Origin of the sequence: Paraburkholderia sp. SARCC-3016 (assembly GCF_031119615.1) — a bacterium.
Taxonomy (GTDB): Bacteria; Pseudomonadota; Gammaproteobacteria; order Burkholderiales; family Burkholderiaceae; genus Paraburkholderia.
This window is the reverse complement of the sequence record NZ_JAVHZD010000006.1, coordinates 209,373-224,419: the sequence shown is the minus strand read 5'-3', so window position 1 is coordinate 224,419 and position 15,047 is coordinate 209,373. Positions and strand designations below refer to the sequence as shown.

Here is a 15,047-nt window from a genome sequence, read left to right as displayed (position 1 = left end):
ACGGCACAGCCATGAAAGCGATCAACCGGATCATCGAGCAGGCGCGTGAGCACCCGATGCGCATCGTGATGTGCGAGAGCGGCGACGCACGGATTCTGGAGGCCGCGCAACGCGCGACCGTGGCCGGTATCGCGCGCATCGTGCTGGTCGGCGAACCGGACAGCACGCGGCATGCGGCGCAAAGTGCGAACGTCGATCTGACCGGCATCGACATCGTGGACCCGGCCACGTCCGCGCTCACGCGCGCCTGCGCCGACGAACTGTTCGCGCTGCGCAGCAGGAAGGGCATGACGCGCGAGCAGGCACAGCAAGAGGCGCTGCAGCCGCTGTGCTTTGCGAACCTCATGGTACGGCTCGGTCACGCCGACGGATCGATCGCCGGCGCCGTCAACACGACAGCGGATGTCGTGCGCACGGCTATCCAGCTGATCGGCATCCGCCCGTCGTTCAAGCTCGTCTCGAGCTTCTTTCTGATGATGTTGTGCGAGCCGTTCCACACGATGAAGGGCGGGCTGATTTTTTCCGACTGCGCACTCGTCGTCGATCCCGATGCGGAGCAGTTGTCCGAGATCGCGATGGCCGCGGCCGACAGCGCGCGCAGTCTGCTGATGGAAGAGCCGCGCGTGGCGATGCTGTCGTTTTCCACGAGCGGCAGCGCGAAGCATGCAGCCGTCGACAAGGTCGTTGCGGCGACGCACCTCGTGCAGGCCGCGCGACCGGGCCTCGCGATCGACGGCGACGTGCAGCTCGATGCGGCGATCGTCGCCGAAATCGCGCTGCGCAAGGTGCATCACTCGCAAGTGGAGGGTCATGCGAACACGCTGATTTTTCCGAGTCTCGATGCGGGCAATATCGGCTACAAGCTCGCCGAACGGATCGGCGGCGCGAAGGCGATCGGCCCGCTGCTGCAAGGTTTGCAGAAGCCCGCCAACGATCTATCGCGGGGCTGCAGCGCCGACGACATCTTCTATGTAATCGCGGTGACCTGCGTGCAGGCTCAGGCCGCCGCCGGTTTGCCGATCCAGCGCGCCACCTCCGAGAACAGCGCCATATCGGGCGCCGCAGACAGATCGACAGCGAGCGAGTACCGGTAGTACGGGCTCAAATCGAGCCCGACGCCGAGACCGAGCACATCGACGTCGCCATATGCGCGCTGCTCGGCGACCACCTGCTTCAGATGGTTGTCGAGGTAGTACGCATCGTTCGCGTGATGCGTCGCGGCATCCATCGGACTGCCATCCGAAATGACGATCAGCACCCGGCGATTCGCCGCATGCGCGCGCATCCTGTTGCATGCCCATTCGACCGCTTCCCCGTCCACGCCTTCGCGGAACAGGTCGCCTTTGAGCAACGCGGCGATATCGGCGCGCGCACGCCGCCAGCTCGTGTCGGCATCCTTGAAAACGAGATTCAACACCTCGTTGAGCCGTCCCGGATGTTCGGGGCGCCCGTGCGCAAGCCAGTCGGACCGCGCACGACCGCCGTTCCACGCGCCGGTCGTAAATCCGAGAATTTCGTTGGCGATACCCGCGCCGTCGAGCGCGCGCGCCAGCACGTCGACCAGCATCGCCACGGGCTCGATGCGCGCTCTCATCGAACCCGAGCAATCGATCAGAAAGCCGACGATCGATCCGGAGATCGGCGTGTGCCGCTCGAGACGAAACAGCCGCCGCTCGGCCGGCGAACTGACCAGTTGCGCAAGCCGCCGGCCATCGATGCGCCCGCTTTCCTCGCCGAACGACCAGCCGTCGCGTTCCGGCACGGCAAGCGCCGCCTTCAGCATGCGCGCGAGCCTTGCGACGTTGATCGGCTGCGCGCGGATCCGTTCGTCGAGACGCTCGCGATATTCGGCCAGCAGCGCCTGGCGGACGAAGCTCGCCGCATAGGCCTCGCGATCGTAGCGGTTCGTGAACACGCGATAGCCGTGCTCCGACGCGCGCAATACCCTGCTCTCGCCCGTATCGGCAAGCGCGATGCCCTCGTCGTCGCCGTCTTCGAATTCGAGAAACAGCGAAAACGCGTTTCGCGTTGCCTCTTCTTTCTGACGGTTCTGCGTGTCGTCGTCGTCGAGTCCGGCGGCCGCGCGCTGCGCGTCGATCACCGCGCTCACCTGCCGCGCAAGTTCGAGCGCGTGCACCGCGAAGGCCTGTTGATCGTGACGCGTCCGGCGCATGTTCGCGAGCGGTACGCCGATCACGGGCGCGACAAAAGCGCGGGTCGCCTCGATCAGCCCTTCTGTTTCCTCGAGCACCGGCCAGCCCGACAGCCGCGACCAGCACATTTGCGCGACGGTATAGAGCAGCAAGCCCGCCTCGCCATCGATCAGGCCCGACAGATGGACGCCGTGCGACCACGTGTCGAAACGCACGCGCAGATTGTGCGCAAGGCCCGGCATGCCCGGCGGCAACAACGATTCGCAGCGCAACTGTTCGAGCGATTCGAAAAGCAGCCGTTCGACTGGATCGACAGGCATGTGCTGCCTATGCCATTCGGTATCCGAATGAAGCGCGCGCAACGCGGCGCCATCGGCTGCGCCGCGGAAGGATGCAACTGAAGACCCAACTGAAGACCCAACTGAAGGAGCAGCTGAAGACGCCGCCGCCTGCTCATCGCGTGTGATCCGCAAATGCGGCGCGTGAAACGGCAACGGCGTCATATTCCGGCATAGCCGGCCACCGCTGTAGTGCAAGGCCGCATCGCCGGTAATCGCGCGCACGGTCGTCGCGCGCAATGCGTCCGCGCGCGCGGCGCGCTGCAAGGCGGCGCGTTCCGGCTCGCTCATCGCGTTTCCAGCGGGAGCGCGCCGGCGCCTTCGAACGATGCAAGCTCCGCATCGAACGCGCGCTGAAAATACTCCGCGACGATCGGCCGCTCCGCTTCATCGCATTTATTGAGGAACGTGAGGCAAAACGCGAGCCCCGCGTCGCGAAAGATGCCGATATTCTCGGCCCAGTTGATCACCGTTCTCGGCGACATCAGCGTCGACAGATCGCCGGTCGCGAAACCTTTGCGCGTGAGTTCGGCCACGCTCACCATCGATTCGACGAGCGTGCGGCCGCGGTCGTCGGCCAGTGCGGGCACGCGCGCCGATACGATGCGAATCTCGTCGTTGCGCGACAGGTAATCGAGGTTGGCCACGACATTCCAGCGGTCGAGCTGCGCATGATTGAGCGCCTGTGTGCCGTGATAAAGGCCGTTCAGATTGCCGAGCCCTACCGTGTTTGCGGTAGCGAACAGCCGGAATGACGGATGCGGATGAATCACGCGGTTCTGATCGAGCAGCGTGAATTTGCCGTCCGTTTCGAGAATGCGCTGGATCACGAACATCACGTCGGGGCGCCCGGCATCGTATTCGTCGAATACGAGCGCGACGGGGCGCTGCAGCGCCCACGGCACGATGCCCTCCTGAAACTCGGTCACCTGGGCGCCGTCGCGCACGACGATCGCGTCCTTGCCGACCAGGTCGAGCCGGCTGATATGCCCATCCAGATTGATGCGCACGCACGGCCAGTTCAGACGCGCCGCGACCTGCTCGATATGCGACGACTTTCCCGTGCCATGCAGCCCCTGCACCATGACGCGCCGGTTGCACATAAAGCCGGCAAGAATCGCCAGCGTGACTTGCGGGTTGAACAGATAGACGTCGTCGATTTCGGGCACGTGGTCGTCCCGCTCGCTGAAAGCGGGCACCTTCAGATCAACGTCGATGCCGAATACGCTGCGCGCATCGACGATGCGGTCCGGCTTGCCGGTCTCGATCTCGGTCACATCGCTCTCCTCACACGTTCCATTCGGCCGCTCGAGTACATCATAAACCGATTCATTTTTAGATACAAATCGTACCGTTTATTTTTATATAAAGTTGACCACAACGGACGGGTGGCCTACATTTGACTCATATCCTGCTGCTGGGAACAAATTGTTCCGGTAAAAGCATTCGGCAATGCGGCACCTCGGGAGGGAGCCACCCGTGTCATCGATCGATTCCACCGCAAACGCAGCACCGCCGGCAGCACCGGCAAGCGACGCACGCGCCGCCGACGGCACGCGTTCCGAAAAGCGCAGCGGCGCCGTGCCGCCGAGCGCCGGTGCGCAGCGTGGCGACCGCTTTGCCGCACGGCACGCCAAGGCATTTCAGTACAATACGGCCGATCCATTTTCCGGAACGGCGGACATGAACAAGGCGGATACCCCGACACTGCGCGCGTTTTCACTGCTCGAACATCTGATCGCGGCGAACGGCCCGGTTTCGCTTGCCGATATCGCTCACGACATCGACCTGCCGAAGGCTTCGCTGCACCGCATGCTGGCATCGCTCGAAGCAGGCGGCCTCGTGATTCGCGAGCCGGGGCAAAAGAACACGTACGTGATCGGCCCGCGCCTGTCGCAACTCGGACTTGGCGTGATGATGCACTCGGGCGCGCGGCGTCTGCGTCACGCGATTCTCGGGCGGCTCGTGGCGGACCTCGGCGAGACCTGCAACCTGACCATGCTCCACGAGACGGAGGTGCTGTATCTCGACCGGATGGAAGCGCCGTGGCCGTTGCGCCTCGATCTGAAGCCCGGTTCGCATGTGCCGGCCTACTGCAGCGCAAGCGGCAAGCTGCTGCTCGCGATGCTGCCGCGCGACGAGCGCGCGGCGCTGATTCGCGCGATGCACTTTCATCGCTTCACGGCGAACACGCTGACCGACCCGCAACTGCTCGAAAGCGAACTCGATCGCATCGCGCACAAAGGCATCGCAGTCGACAACGAGGAGTTCGTAGTCGGCATTGCATGCGTGGCTGCGCCCGTTATCGACGAGCAGGGCCAATGCATCGCCGCGGTCGCCGTGCACGCGCCCGTGTCGCGCACGCCGCTGCCGCGCGCGCTCGAATTCGTGCCGCGCCTGCAGGAAGCGGCCAAAGAACTGGCTGCGACGTTCTGACGCAAACAGCCTCACGGCGGCGAGCTTTCGGCCGCCTTTCCGTCACCGCACCGCCGCGGCGACCGGCCGCCCTTCTCGCGATACCGCCGCACCTCGCGGCCGATGCGCTTTCCTCCTTCCTGCGATAATCGCCGTTCCCTGCCCCACGCAGTCACACAGTCACACAGTCACTCGAAGGAGTCGTCGTGAGCGTTACCCATTCGTCGTCGTCACATTCCGCCGGCGCACAGCCGCGCGTCGTCAACGTTACGTTTCTCGGGCTCGGCGTCATGGGCTACCCGATGGCCGGACATCTCGCGAAAGCCGGCCTCAACGTCACCGTCTACAACCGCACTGCGAAGAAAGCACAGCAATGGGTGTCCGAACATGGCGGACGCGCGGCCGCGACGCCGCGCGAAGCAGTGCAAGGCGCGGACCTCGTGCTGTCGTGCGTCGGAAACGACAACGACCTGCGCAGCATCGTGCTCGGCGACGACGGCGCCTATGCCGGCATGACGAAAGACGCGGTGTTCGTCGATCACACGACCGCGTCGGCCGACGTCGCGCGCGAACTCGCCGCGCGCGCCTCCGAGCACGGTCTGCACTTTATCGACGCACCCGTTTCAGGCGGCGAAGCCGGCGCGCAGAACGGCACGCTGACCATCATGTGCGGCGGGCAAACGCAGGCATTCGAGCGCGCCGTGGACACGCTCCGGCATTACGCATCGGCCGTCACGCTGCTGGGGCCGGCCGGTTCGGGTCAGCTTGCCAAGATGGTCAACCAGATCTGCATCGCGGGCATGGTGCAAGGCCTGTCCGAAGCACTGCATTTCGGGCAGCGCGCGGGCCTCGACATGGCGCGCGTGCTCGAAGTGATCGGCAAAGGCGCGGCCGCCAGCTGGCAGATGAGCAACCGCGGCACCACGATGCTCGACGGCAAGTTCGATTTCGGCTTCGCGGTCGACTGGATGCGCAAGGATCTCGGCATCTGTCTCGATGAAGCGAAGCGCAACGGCGCGTCGCTACCGGTTACCGCACTCGTCGATCAGTTCTACGGCGATGTGCAGGCGCTCGGCGGCAACCGCTACGACACGTCGAGCCTGATCTGGCGTTTGCGCAAGGTCAATCCGGCGCGCTAGACCGAAGCGGTTCGGCAGCGCTCATGGCGCGGGCACACGCAGCCCGCGCCTCGTGATTCACGCGCCCGTTGCACGCGCCCATTGCACGCGCGCGGTTCTCTTTTTACTAACCTTACTTGCGCCACCGCAACGGCCGCCGCAGATGAGGCCGGTCGAGCCGCAGCGTCGGCGTCGCATGCGCGAAGGCCGGCATGCCCGACACGTCTTCGAGGCCTTGCCGTTCGCGCTCCTCGTCCGCTTCGACCGTCTTGCTCGTATCGATGAAACACGCGGCGACGATGCCGATCGCAAGCAGTGCCGCGGAAATCGTGAACGGCACGTTATAGCTGCCGGTTGTCTGGATCAGAAAACCGAACACGACGGGCGACACCATCCCGGCCACGCCGAAGCCCGTGTTCATCATGCCGCCGGCCGTGCCCGCGTATTTGCCGGCGATGTCGAGCGGCAGCGTCCACAGCACCGGGTTCGTGATCTCGAGGAAGAAGAACGACCCCGACAGGAACAGCACGGCCATCAGCGGACTCGTCGCCGAGATCATCGGCAGCAGGAACGCGAGCGAGCCGCCCATGCCGACCACGAGCACCGCGCAGCGCGCAAGACGCAGGCGTCCGGTGCGCTTGTACAGCTTGTCCGACACGACGCCGCCGAGCGTATCGCCGATCACGCCCGCGAGCAGCGGCAGCGCGGTAAACAGCGCGAGGTGCTTGAGATCGAAGCCGCGCGACTCTTTCAGATACGACGGCAGCCAGGTCAGATACACCCACAGCAGCCAGCCGTAGCAGAAGTCGACGAAGGTCACGAGCCACATGCGGCGAATCAGTCTGCGCCACGGCGTCGCCGCATGTTTCGCGCGTTCGCAGTCGCCCTGACGGTAGCCGATCTCGGCCGTTTCCTCGGGCGTGATGCGCTTGTTCTGCTCCGGCGAGTTCGTGAATACGCGCAGATAGAGCACGGTCCACGCGAGGCTCACGATACCGAGCAGAATGAACGATTCGCGCCATCCGCCGGCCGCCACCACCGCGAGTACGAGCGGCGGCGTGACCGCGCCGCCGAGACGCGCGAAGCTGTGCGTGATGCCCTGCGCGAAGCCGCGCTCGGACACCGGCATCCAGTACGTGAAGGCGCGCGTGGCCGTCGGGAATGCGCCGCCTTCGCCGATACCGAGGATGAAACGCAACACGACGAGCATCATGACGCTGCCGGCGAAACCGGTCAGCAGCGTGGCGACGCCCCAGATCAGAGACAACACGGTGAGCACGAGCTTGGGCCCGAACTTGTCCGACAGCCATCCGCCGATGATCTGCATCATCGCGTACGGATAGGCAAACGCGGAAAAGACAAGGCCCAGTTCGGTCGACGTCAGCCCCATTTCATGGCGGATCAACGGGCCCGCCACTGCGATATTCACACGGTCGATGTACGAAATGAAATACATCACACACATGACCGCCAGAATGATGTGACGCGTCTTCACGCGCCGCTTAGGCATTTCCATGTTGTCTCCAGTGTATTTTATGAGGCGTTTGTGGCGCCGAATGCTCGTTTGCCCTGCGTTGGGCGGATCGTGTCCGCCTCTCTATGCGTCTGCCCGGCTCGAATCGATGCTGCGCGTACGACCGGGCGTCAGGTCTGCGACTGCAACAACTTCAACCGCTGTACCTTCCCGGACGGCCCGCGCGGCAGCTCGGCGACGAAGCGGAATTCCTTCGGCGTCTTGTACCGGCCCAGTTCGCGCAGGCAATGCGCGCGCAGATCGGCAACGTCGACGCCTCCGCATCCGTTCGTCTGCGCCTCGCCATCCGTCGCGCGCGGCACGATATACGCCACGATCTCCTGCCCATACGCGCTATCGGGCACGCCCACCGCAGCCGCGTCGAGCACGCCCGGGTGCTTCAGCAGCGCCTCGTCGATTTCGCGCGGGGCGATGTTCTCGCCGCCCTTGATGATCAGTTCTTTCGCGCGGCCGTTGATGTAGAAATAGCCTTCCTCGTCGCGATACCCAAGGTCGCCGGTGCGCAGCCAACCGTCCGCCGTAAACGCAGCGACCGTTTCTTCGGGCCGCTTGTAGTAGCCGCGCATCACCTGCTCGCCGCGCAATACGATCTCGCCGCATTCGTACGGCGCACACTCGCGGCCCTCGCGGTCGATCACCTTCGCCTCGGCACCGGACGGCAATCCGATGCTGCCGACCTTGCGCCGCGCCGCGTCATACGGATTGCTGAAGATCGGCGCAGCCGTTTCCGTCATGCCCATTGTTTCGATGATGCCGATGCCGAAGCGAGCTTCGAACGCGCGATGATGTTCGGCCGGCAGAGCGGCGGACGCGCTCCGGCAAAACTTCAACGCCGACAGATCGAACGCGCACCCCTCGTCGCAATTGAGCAGATAGGCGACGATGGTCGGCACGACGTTGATCCATGTGCAGCCGTGGAATGCCGCATCGCGCCAGAACGTGCGCGCCGAGAAGCGCGGCGTCATCACGACCGAGCCCGCATGAAACAGCGGCGTCAACAGCGTCACGACAAGACCGTTGATGTGATAAAGCGGCAATGAGGCGAGCACGCGGTCGTCCTCGGCCAGCCGATGTTCGTCGGTAATGCGCGCCGCGTTCGCGAGCAGGTTGCGATGCGTGAGCAGCACGCCTTTGGGCAGGCCGGTCGTGCCCGACGTGTACATCAGAAGCGCCACGTCGGTTTCGCACGGCTCGCCATGAAGCGCGAGCGGCATCTCGCTCATCGTCGCGGCAAGCGCCTGCCCGTCTTGCGATGCCGCGGCGCGCCGCGCTTCGGCCCGCTGCGTCGCGGCTCCCGCTAGCGCAGGTTCGGCATGCGGCAGCACCGGCAGCGCCCGTGCGTCCGGTTCCGTCTCGATCACGAGAACATCGCGCGCGAGCTTGTTCCCCTGAGATTGCGCGTGCAATTCCGCCAGCGCTGATTCGATCGTCGCGCGCGTCTCCTTCTCGACGAAAATCGCGCGCGTATCCGAATGCTCGACGATATAGCGCAGCTGCGACGGCTGGCAAAGCAGATTGAGCGGATTCGCGACGAGCCCGCTATACATCGCGGCAAGCAGAATCCGGCCCGTCTGGATGCCGTTGCTCATCAACACCGATACGGTGTCGCCGGGCCGCAACCCCGCGTCGAGAAAACGCGCTTCCAGTTCGCGGCAGTCGTTGCGCAGTTCCGCATACGTCAATGCAGCCAGCGCGGCGGCACGGCGGGTGCCGCCGCCGGCAGACTGAGCCTCCGGTTCACCCATCGATTCGAGCAGAAACGGTTTGTCCGGATACTGCGCGGCGCGCTCGTCGATCAGCGCGCGAAGCGTGACAGGCGTGCTCATCGTCCGGCCCTCCGGAAAAATTCGCCGAGCAGATCGTCCGCGTCGGGTACACGCTCTTCGATCGGATACGCCACGCGCGTAATGTTCAGGTACTGGTGGAAATTCAGGTTGGTGGAGAAGTTGTTGCGTCCCCACGTGCCGCAGCCCATCGACAGCGAGAACGGCAGCCCGTTATCGAAGTTGCCGCCCGTCGCGAGGCAATGCGCCTGGTTGACGATCACGCGCGCCACCGGCAAGGTCTCGCCGAGTTCAACGGCCCGCGCGGTATCGGCCGCATCGAGGCCCGTATGCAGACCCACCGAATGCCCCGCGCCCATATACGAATAGATGTCGCCGACAATCCCGGCCGCATGTTCGAAGTCGCGCGCGCGATACACGGTCAGCACCGGCGCGAGCTTTTCGCCCGAGAACGGATAGCGTTCGCCGAAGCCGGTTTCCTTCACCATCAGGAACGCGGGCCCGCGCTCGGCAATCTCGTCGAGGCCCGCGACGCGCGCGATCACCGCGGCCGAACGCGCCGTGCATTGCGGCGAAAGTTTGCCGTCGCGCCACATGGCGGACTGCAATCTGCCCTTCTGTTCGTTGTCGAGCAACACGCCGCCGCATGCGGCGAGTGCATCGAGCATCGGCTGGTACACGGCGTCTTCGATCACGACGCTGTTTTCCGACGAACAGCTGGTCGCGTTATCGAAGGTCTTGGAAAGCGCGATCTTGCGCGCCGCCTCGTGCAAATCGGCCGTCGCGGTGACGATCGACGCGACATTGCCCGCGCCCACCCCAAACGCCGGCGTGCCGCTCGCGTATGCCATGCGTACGTTGGCCTGCGAGCCCGTCGCCACCACAAGGTCGGCCTGCCGCATCAATTCGGCGGTAGCGGCCTTGCTGATCGGCGCGGGCAGCATCTGCACGAGATCGGGCGAAAGGCCGGCCTTCGCGAGCTGCGCGTGAATGAAACCGATCAGCAGCGCGCACGACGAATAGCCCTTCGGCGAAGGGGCGACGATTACCGCATTGCCGCATTTGAGCGCGTTCACGATCTTGTTCGCGGGCGTCGCGGCCGGATTCGTCGAAGGCGTGATCGCGGCGACCACGCCGACCGCGCGTGCGATTTCAACAATGCCGTTTGCTGCGTCGCGTGCAATGACACCCGTGGTTTTCTGGCCGTGCAGATCGCGCAGCAGGCCGAGCGTCTTGCGATAGTTCTTGCGGAACTTGTCGTCGACATTGCCGAGGCCCGTGTCCCTCACCGACAGCTCGGCAAGTTGCCGGTTGCGCGCCGGCTCCATGATGGCCCATGCGGCGGCGGCGGCGGCCATGTCGAGCGACGCCTGCCCTGCCCGCTCGAATTCGCGTTGCGCGACGTGAGCCCGGCCGACCAGCGCGGCGACATCTTCCGCGACGCTGCTGTCCGTGCTTGCCCCCTGCGCGCCCACTTCGGCGTGACTTGCCCTCACATTCATCTGATTGTCTCCAACGGTTATGACTGTTCGTGCGAATAAATCTAGCGGGCGCGAAGACAGACGAAGTCCCGTTTTCCGTGGCTTTCCGTGCTGGGCGATGCAGTGAATCGGAAAACGCGAAATTCGGGACTTTCCGGAGTCCCGAAAACCGTGCATTCCGATGCAAAATCTCTTCTATAAATTTGACGACGGCGCGCGGTTGCAGTGATGCGTCCGGAGGAGACTCGATGTCGTTCTCGAACCAGTCGAACGCCGCGGCCGTCCGCGCGTTCCGCGTACTCGAAACGCTTGCCGAAGCCGGCCATCCGCTATCGATGACGGACCTCGTGCATGCGCTCGGCTTGCCGAAGCAGACCGTGCACCGCATCCTCGTGCAATTGATGGACGCGTGGCTCGTCACGCGCGTCGCGGGCAATCGCCTCTACGAATGCTCGCCGCGCGTACGCATGCTCGCGGTCAACGTTCTTATGCATGCAGGGCCTGCCGCGGCGCGCCACGTGCTGCTCGAACAACTGGTGTCGAAGATCGGCGAGACCTGCAATCTGACGATGCTGGCCGGCAACGACGTCGTCTATGTCGACCGCGTCGAAACCGAATGGCCGCTGCGCATGCATCTGCAGCCCGGCTCGCACGTGCCGCTGCACTGCTCGGCGAGCGGCAAGCTGCTGCTCAGCTTCCTGCCTAAAGAAAGACGCGAACGCGTCATCGACGCGCTGCCGCTGCGTGCGTATTCGGAAAAGACCATCACGGACCGTGATGCACTGCGCAAGGAGTTGACGGAAACGCGCAGACGCCTGCTTGCGATCAACAACCAGGAGCACCTGCAAGGGCTCATCGCGATCGCCGTGCCGGTGATGCTCGACCGCAACCGCGCCTGCGCGGCCATCGCGGTTCAGGCGCCGGTCGGCCGCGTCACGCTCGACGACCTGCTCGCCTTTGTGCCCGACCTGCGCTTTGCCGCCGACGAAACCGCCAAAACGTTCCGCGAATAGCAGCGTCCGCTGCGCGCCTTCGATGCGCGCAGCGACGGCACGTTATGAACGTTACGAATGCTGCGCGCTCGCCACTGCGCCATACGTGCTCGCCCTTCGCTCGATCGCACGCGCCGACCATGCCGATATCAGCGCGCACAGCATGACGTAGGCACAGACCATCCACGGCTTGCCCTGATTGATGCGCATCAGCGCGGTCGCAATGATCGGCGTAAGACCGCTCGCGAAGATGCCCGAGAACTGATACACAAACGAGATGCCCGTGTAGCGCACATTCGCATCGAACAGTTCGGCAAAGAGCGCCGCTTCGGGGCCATACACCATCGCATAGAAGATGCCGAACGGCACCACGATCGCGGCCCAGATCAGGATCGTGCTGGTCGGCTGGCTCTCGATCAGCCAGAACGCAGGCAGCACCGAGAGTCCGCAAATCAGCGATCCCCAGCGATAAACGCGAGCCCGGCCCATCTGGTCCGACATCCTGCCGAACAGCGGAATGAAGAAGCACATCACGACGGCCGCGATCATCACGCCGAGCAGCGCATCGGTGCGGCTCATCGAGACATGCTGCGTCAGATAGCCGATCGAAAACACCGCGAACACGTTGAAGAACACGCCGTCGATATAGCGCGCGCCCATGCCGAGCACGACCGCGCCGCGATAGCGCGTGATCATGTCGACAAACGGAATCTTCGCTTCGCGCCGATTGCGTTTAAGCGCAAGAAACTCGGGCGTCTCCATCACTTTGAGGCGGATATACAAGCCGATCAGCACGAGCAGCAATGACGCACCGAACGCGATGCGCCAGCCCCACGAAAAGAAGTCCGCATCGGGCAGGATGCGCGAGATGGCGGCCACCACGCCGGCCGCAAGGCAAAGCCCGATCGACAGCCCGATTTGCGGCAGACTCGCATAGAGCCCGCGCCGATGCGGCGGCGCATATTCGTAGGCCATCAGCACCGCGCCGCCCCATTCGCCGCCGAGGCCGATGCCTTGCAGCACGCGCAGCGTCAGCAGCAGAATCGGCGCCCAGACACCGATCTGCGCGTAAGTCGGCACAAAGGCCACGCCCGCCGTCGAAATGCCCATGATGATCAGCGTCAGGATCAGCGCGGACTTGCGCCCCACGCGATCGCCGAAATGGCCGAACAGCACGCCGCCGAGCGGCCGCGTGACGAAGCCGACCGCGAACGTCGAATAGGCAAGCATCGTCGACACCAGCGGATCGTTCGCCGGGAAATACAGCTTGTTGAACACGATGCCGGCCACGACGCCGTACAGAAAAAAGTCGTACCACTCGACGGTCGCGCCGACCACGCTGGCAAATGCGACACGGCGGACGACGCGTTGATCGACGCGTTGATCGGATGACATAGGTGCTCCTCCATTGGAATGGCCGTACCGTTCGTTCGACACGGCGTCTTATGCAAAGCCGTCCTGCTCAGTACTCTGTGTCTGCTGCTGCGTGTTTGCTGCTCAGTGCCTGCTGCTCATGCTCGCGTTGCCCGACCCTCAGGCCTCTGCCGCCGCAGCCGCCGGCACAGGCTCGCGGTGCGTCGCATCGGCCGCACGCGCATCGTCGAGAATCATGTCCGACGCCTTTTCCGCCACCATCACGATCGGCACGTTCGTATTGCCGGACACGAGCGTCGGCATGATCGAACAGTCGACCACGCGCAAGCCGCGCGTTCCGTACACGCGAAGCCGTTCGTCGACCACGGCGAGCGGATCGCTGGCCGTCCCCATCTTCGCCGTGCCCGACGGATGGAAAATCGTCTGCCCGTACTCGCGGCAGAAATGCAGCAGTTCGTCGTCGGTCTGCGCATCGGCGCCCGGCCGCACTTCACGCTTCATCAGCGCGGCCATCGGCTGCGTGGCCGCGACGCGTCGCGCGAAGCGCACGCCGGCGACAGTCGTGCGGCGGTCGAGATCGGTCGCGAGGTAATTCGGCACGATCGACGGCGCATCGCGTGCATCGGTCGAAGCGATGCGCACGACGCCGCGCGACTCGGGCCGCAACTGGCAAATCGAATACGTGCAGCCCGGGAACGCATGGACGTCGCCGCCCGCGGAGTCCGCGGAAAGCGTCGAGAAATGAAACTGGATATCGGGGGTTGCCGCTTCATCGGGCAATGCGCGGCAAAACATGCCGCCCTGATTGATGCCGACCGCGAGCGGGCCGCTGCGAAACAGCGCCCATTCGAGGCCCATCTTCGCGCGGCCCGCCCATGAACGCAGCAGATCGTTGGTCGTGATCGGCTTCGTTACTTCGTAGATCAAACGGACCTGCAAATGGTCCTGCAGGTTTTCGCCGACGCCGGCACGATCCGCGACCACCGGAATGCCACGCTCGCGCAACAGCGCCGCAGGCCCGACACCCGATAGTTGCAGCAATTGCGGCGATTGCAGCGCGCCCGCGGTCAGGATCACTTCGCGGCGCGCACTGACTTCGCGAGTCTCGCCATGCTGCAGGAACTGCACGCCGGTCGCGCGCGTGCCATCGAAGCGGATGCGCGAAGCGAGCGCATTGGTCTCCACGTGCAAATTCGTGCGCTGCCGCGCGGGCTTCAGATAGGCGACGGCCGTCGAGCAGCGCCAGCCGTGACGCGTCGTCAGCTGGTAGTAGCCGACGCCTTCCTGGTCACCGGTATTGAAGTCCTCGACGGTGCGCACGCCGAGCCGGTTCGACGCCGCGATAAACGCATCGACGAGCGCATGCGGCTGCCGGATCGTCGAGGCCCACAGCGGGCCGTCGACGCCGCGCGTCGGACCCGCGCCCAGTTCGTTGTGCTCGAGCCGCCGGAAGTACGGCAGGCAGTCGTTCCAGCTCCAGCCGCGATTGCCGAGCGCGGCCCAATGGTCGTAGTCCTCTTTCTGGCCGCGCACGTAAATCAGGCCATTGATCGAACTGCTTCCGCCCAATGTGCGGCCGCGCGGCCAGTACAGCCGCCGGTTGTTCATATTCGGATCGGGCTCGGTATGAAAGCCCCAGTTGTAGACCGGATGGAACATCGTCTTGCCGTAGCCGATCGGAATATGAATCCAGAGATAGCGATCGGCGGGACCCGCTTCGAGCAGGCAGACCGAATAGCGGCCGCCTTCCGAGAGCCGGTTGGCAAGGACGCAGCCGGCCGATCCTGCGCCGACCACGACATAGTCGAAAGTACCTGGCATTGCATGTGTCTCCTGCTTCTTATCGTTCGACCTGATG

The 15,047-nt window shown here is 64.5% G+C and carries 11 protein-coding genes; 4 read left to right on the top strand and 7 right to left on the bottom strand.

The genetic code is table 11. From position 1 onward, the window contains the following. The first annotated feature begins 11 nt into the window (after positions 1-11). Positions 12-1,094, top strand: a complete 1,083-nt coding sequence (gene pta / locus QYH69_RS08710; protein WP_308831480.1) for a phosphate acetyltransferase — start codon at positions 12-14, stop codon at positions 1,092-1,094. On the opposite strand, the gene QYH69_RS08705 is transcribed toward pta, so the two are convergent. Together QYH69_RS08705 and QYH69_RS08700 are read right to left on the bottom strand one after the other, a co-directional pair. Then, positions 998-2,782 (bottom strand): cobalt chelatase, encoded by a 1,785-nt coding sequence (locus QYH69_RS08705; protein WP_308831479.1) that lies wholly within the window; start codon positions 2,780-2,782, stop codon positions 998-1,000. The two genes, pta and QYH69_RS08705, sit on opposite strands and share 97 nt — an antisense overlap. Beyond that, entirely contained in the window at positions 2,779-3,768 is a 990-nt protein-coding gene (locus QYH69_RS08700) for an AAA family ATPase (RefSeq protein ID WP_308831478.1), read from the bottom strand. The genes QYH69_RS08705 and QYH69_RS08700 overlap by 4 nt, the downstream gene beginning before the upstream one ends. 406 nt (positions 3,769-4,174) lie before the next feature. Here QYH69_RS08700 and QYH69_RS08695 point away from each other — a divergent pair, with 406 nt between their 5' ends. Continuing rightward, positions 4,175-4,927 (top strand): IclR family transcriptional regulator, encoded by a 753-nt coding sequence (locus QYH69_RS08695; protein WP_308831503.1) that lies wholly within the window; start codon positions 4,175-4,177, stop codon positions 4,925-4,927. Between the two features lie 185 nt (positions 4,928-5,112). Further along, positions 5,113-6,045 carry an NAD(P)-dependent oxidoreductase gene (locus QYH69_RS08690; RefSeq protein WP_308831477.1) on the top strand — a complete coding sequence of 311 codons (933 nt, stop codon included), beginning with the start codon at positions 5,113-5,115 and terminating at the stop codon, positions 6,043-6,045. Positions 6,046-6,157: 112 nt separating this feature from the next. On the opposite strand, the gene QYH69_RS08685 is transcribed toward QYH69_RS08690, so the two are convergent. The 3 genes from QYH69_RS08685 to QYH69_RS08675 all read right to left on the bottom strand — a co-directional run bounded on the left by QYH69_RS08685 (position 6,158) and on the right by QYH69_RS08675 (position 10,844). After that, entirely contained in the window at positions 6,158-7,540 is a 1,383-nt protein-coding gene (locus QYH69_RS08685; RefSeq protein WP_308831476.1) for an MFS transporter, read from the bottom strand. A 128-nt stretch (positions 7,541-7,668) separates the two neighbouring features. Continuing rightward, the gene (locus tag QYH69_RS08680; RefSeq protein WP_308831475.1) at positions 7,669-9,384 is read right to left on the bottom strand and encodes an AMP-binding protein; all 1,716 of its coding nucleotides are present in this window, start codon (positions 9,382-9,384) and stop codon (positions 7,669-7,671) included. Further along, complete coding sequence (locus QYH69_RS08675; protein ID WP_308831474.1) at positions 9,381-10,844, bottom strand: aldehyde dehydrogenase family protein; 1,464 nt, start codon at positions 10,842-10,844, stop codon at positions 9,381-9,383. The genes QYH69_RS08680 and QYH69_RS08675 overlap by 4 nt, the downstream gene beginning before the upstream one ends. 227 nt (positions 10,845-11,071) lie before the next feature. Here QYH69_RS08675 and QYH69_RS08670 point away from each other — a divergent pair, with 227 nt between their 5' ends. Beyond that, positions 11,072-11,836, top strand: a complete 765-nt coding sequence (locus tag QYH69_RS08670) for an IclR family transcriptional regulator (RefSeq protein ID WP_308831473.1) — start codon at positions 11,072-11,074, stop codon at positions 11,834-11,836. A 51-nt stretch (positions 11,837-11,887) separates the two neighbouring features. On the opposite strand, the gene QYH69_RS08665 is transcribed toward QYH69_RS08670, so the two are convergent. Together QYH69_RS08665 and QYH69_RS08660 are read right to left on the bottom strand one after the other, a co-directional pair. After that, complete coding sequence (locus QYH69_RS08665) at positions 11,888-13,210, bottom strand: MFS transporter (protein WP_308831472.1); 1,323 nt, start codon at positions 13,208-13,210, stop codon at positions 11,888-11,890. Positions 13,211-13,348: 138 nt separating this feature from the next. Next, positions 13,349-15,010, bottom strand: a complete 1,662-nt coding sequence (locus tag QYH69_RS08660; protein WP_308831471.1) for a choline dehydrogenase — start codon at positions 15,008-15,010, stop codon at positions 13,349-13,351. Positions 15,011-15,047 lie beyond the last annotated feature (37 nt).

Coding starts and splice junctions, on each gene's coding strand:
- QYH69_RS08665 (WP_308831472.1), bottom strand. CDS start 13,210: ATGTCATCCGATCAACGCGTCGATCAACGCGTCGTCCGCCGTGTCGCA.
- QYH69_RS08705 (WP_308831479.1), bottom strand. CDS start 2,782: ATGAGCGAGCCGGAACGCGCCGCCTTGCAGCGCGCCGCGCGCGCGGAC.
- pta (WP_308831480.1), top strand. CDS start 12: ATGAAAGCGATCAACCGGATCATCGAGCAGGCGCGTGAGCACCCGATG.
- QYH69_RS08695 (WP_308831503.1), top strand. CDS start 4,175: ATGAACAAGGCGGATACCCCGACACTGCGCGCGTTTTCACTGCTCGAA.
- QYH69_RS08680 (WP_308831475.1), bottom strand. CDS start 9,384: ATGAGCACGCCTGTCACGCTTCGCGCGCTGATCGACGAGCGCGCCGCG.
- QYH69_RS08675 (WP_308831474.1), bottom strand. CDS start 10,844: ATGAATGTGAGGGCAAGTCACGCCGAAGTGGGCGCGCAGGGGGCAAGC.
- QYH69_RS08670 (WP_308831473.1), top strand. CDS start 11,072: ATGTCGTTCTCGAACCAGTCGAACGCCGCGGCCGTCCGCGCGTTCCGC.
- QYH69_RS08685 (WP_308831476.1), bottom strand. CDS start 7,540: ATGGAAATGCCTAAGCGGCGCGTGAAGACGCGTCACATCATTCTGGCG.
- QYH69_RS08660 (WP_308831471.1), bottom strand. CDS start 15,010: ATGCCAGGTACTTTCGACTATGTCGTGGTCGGCGCAGGATCGGCCGGC.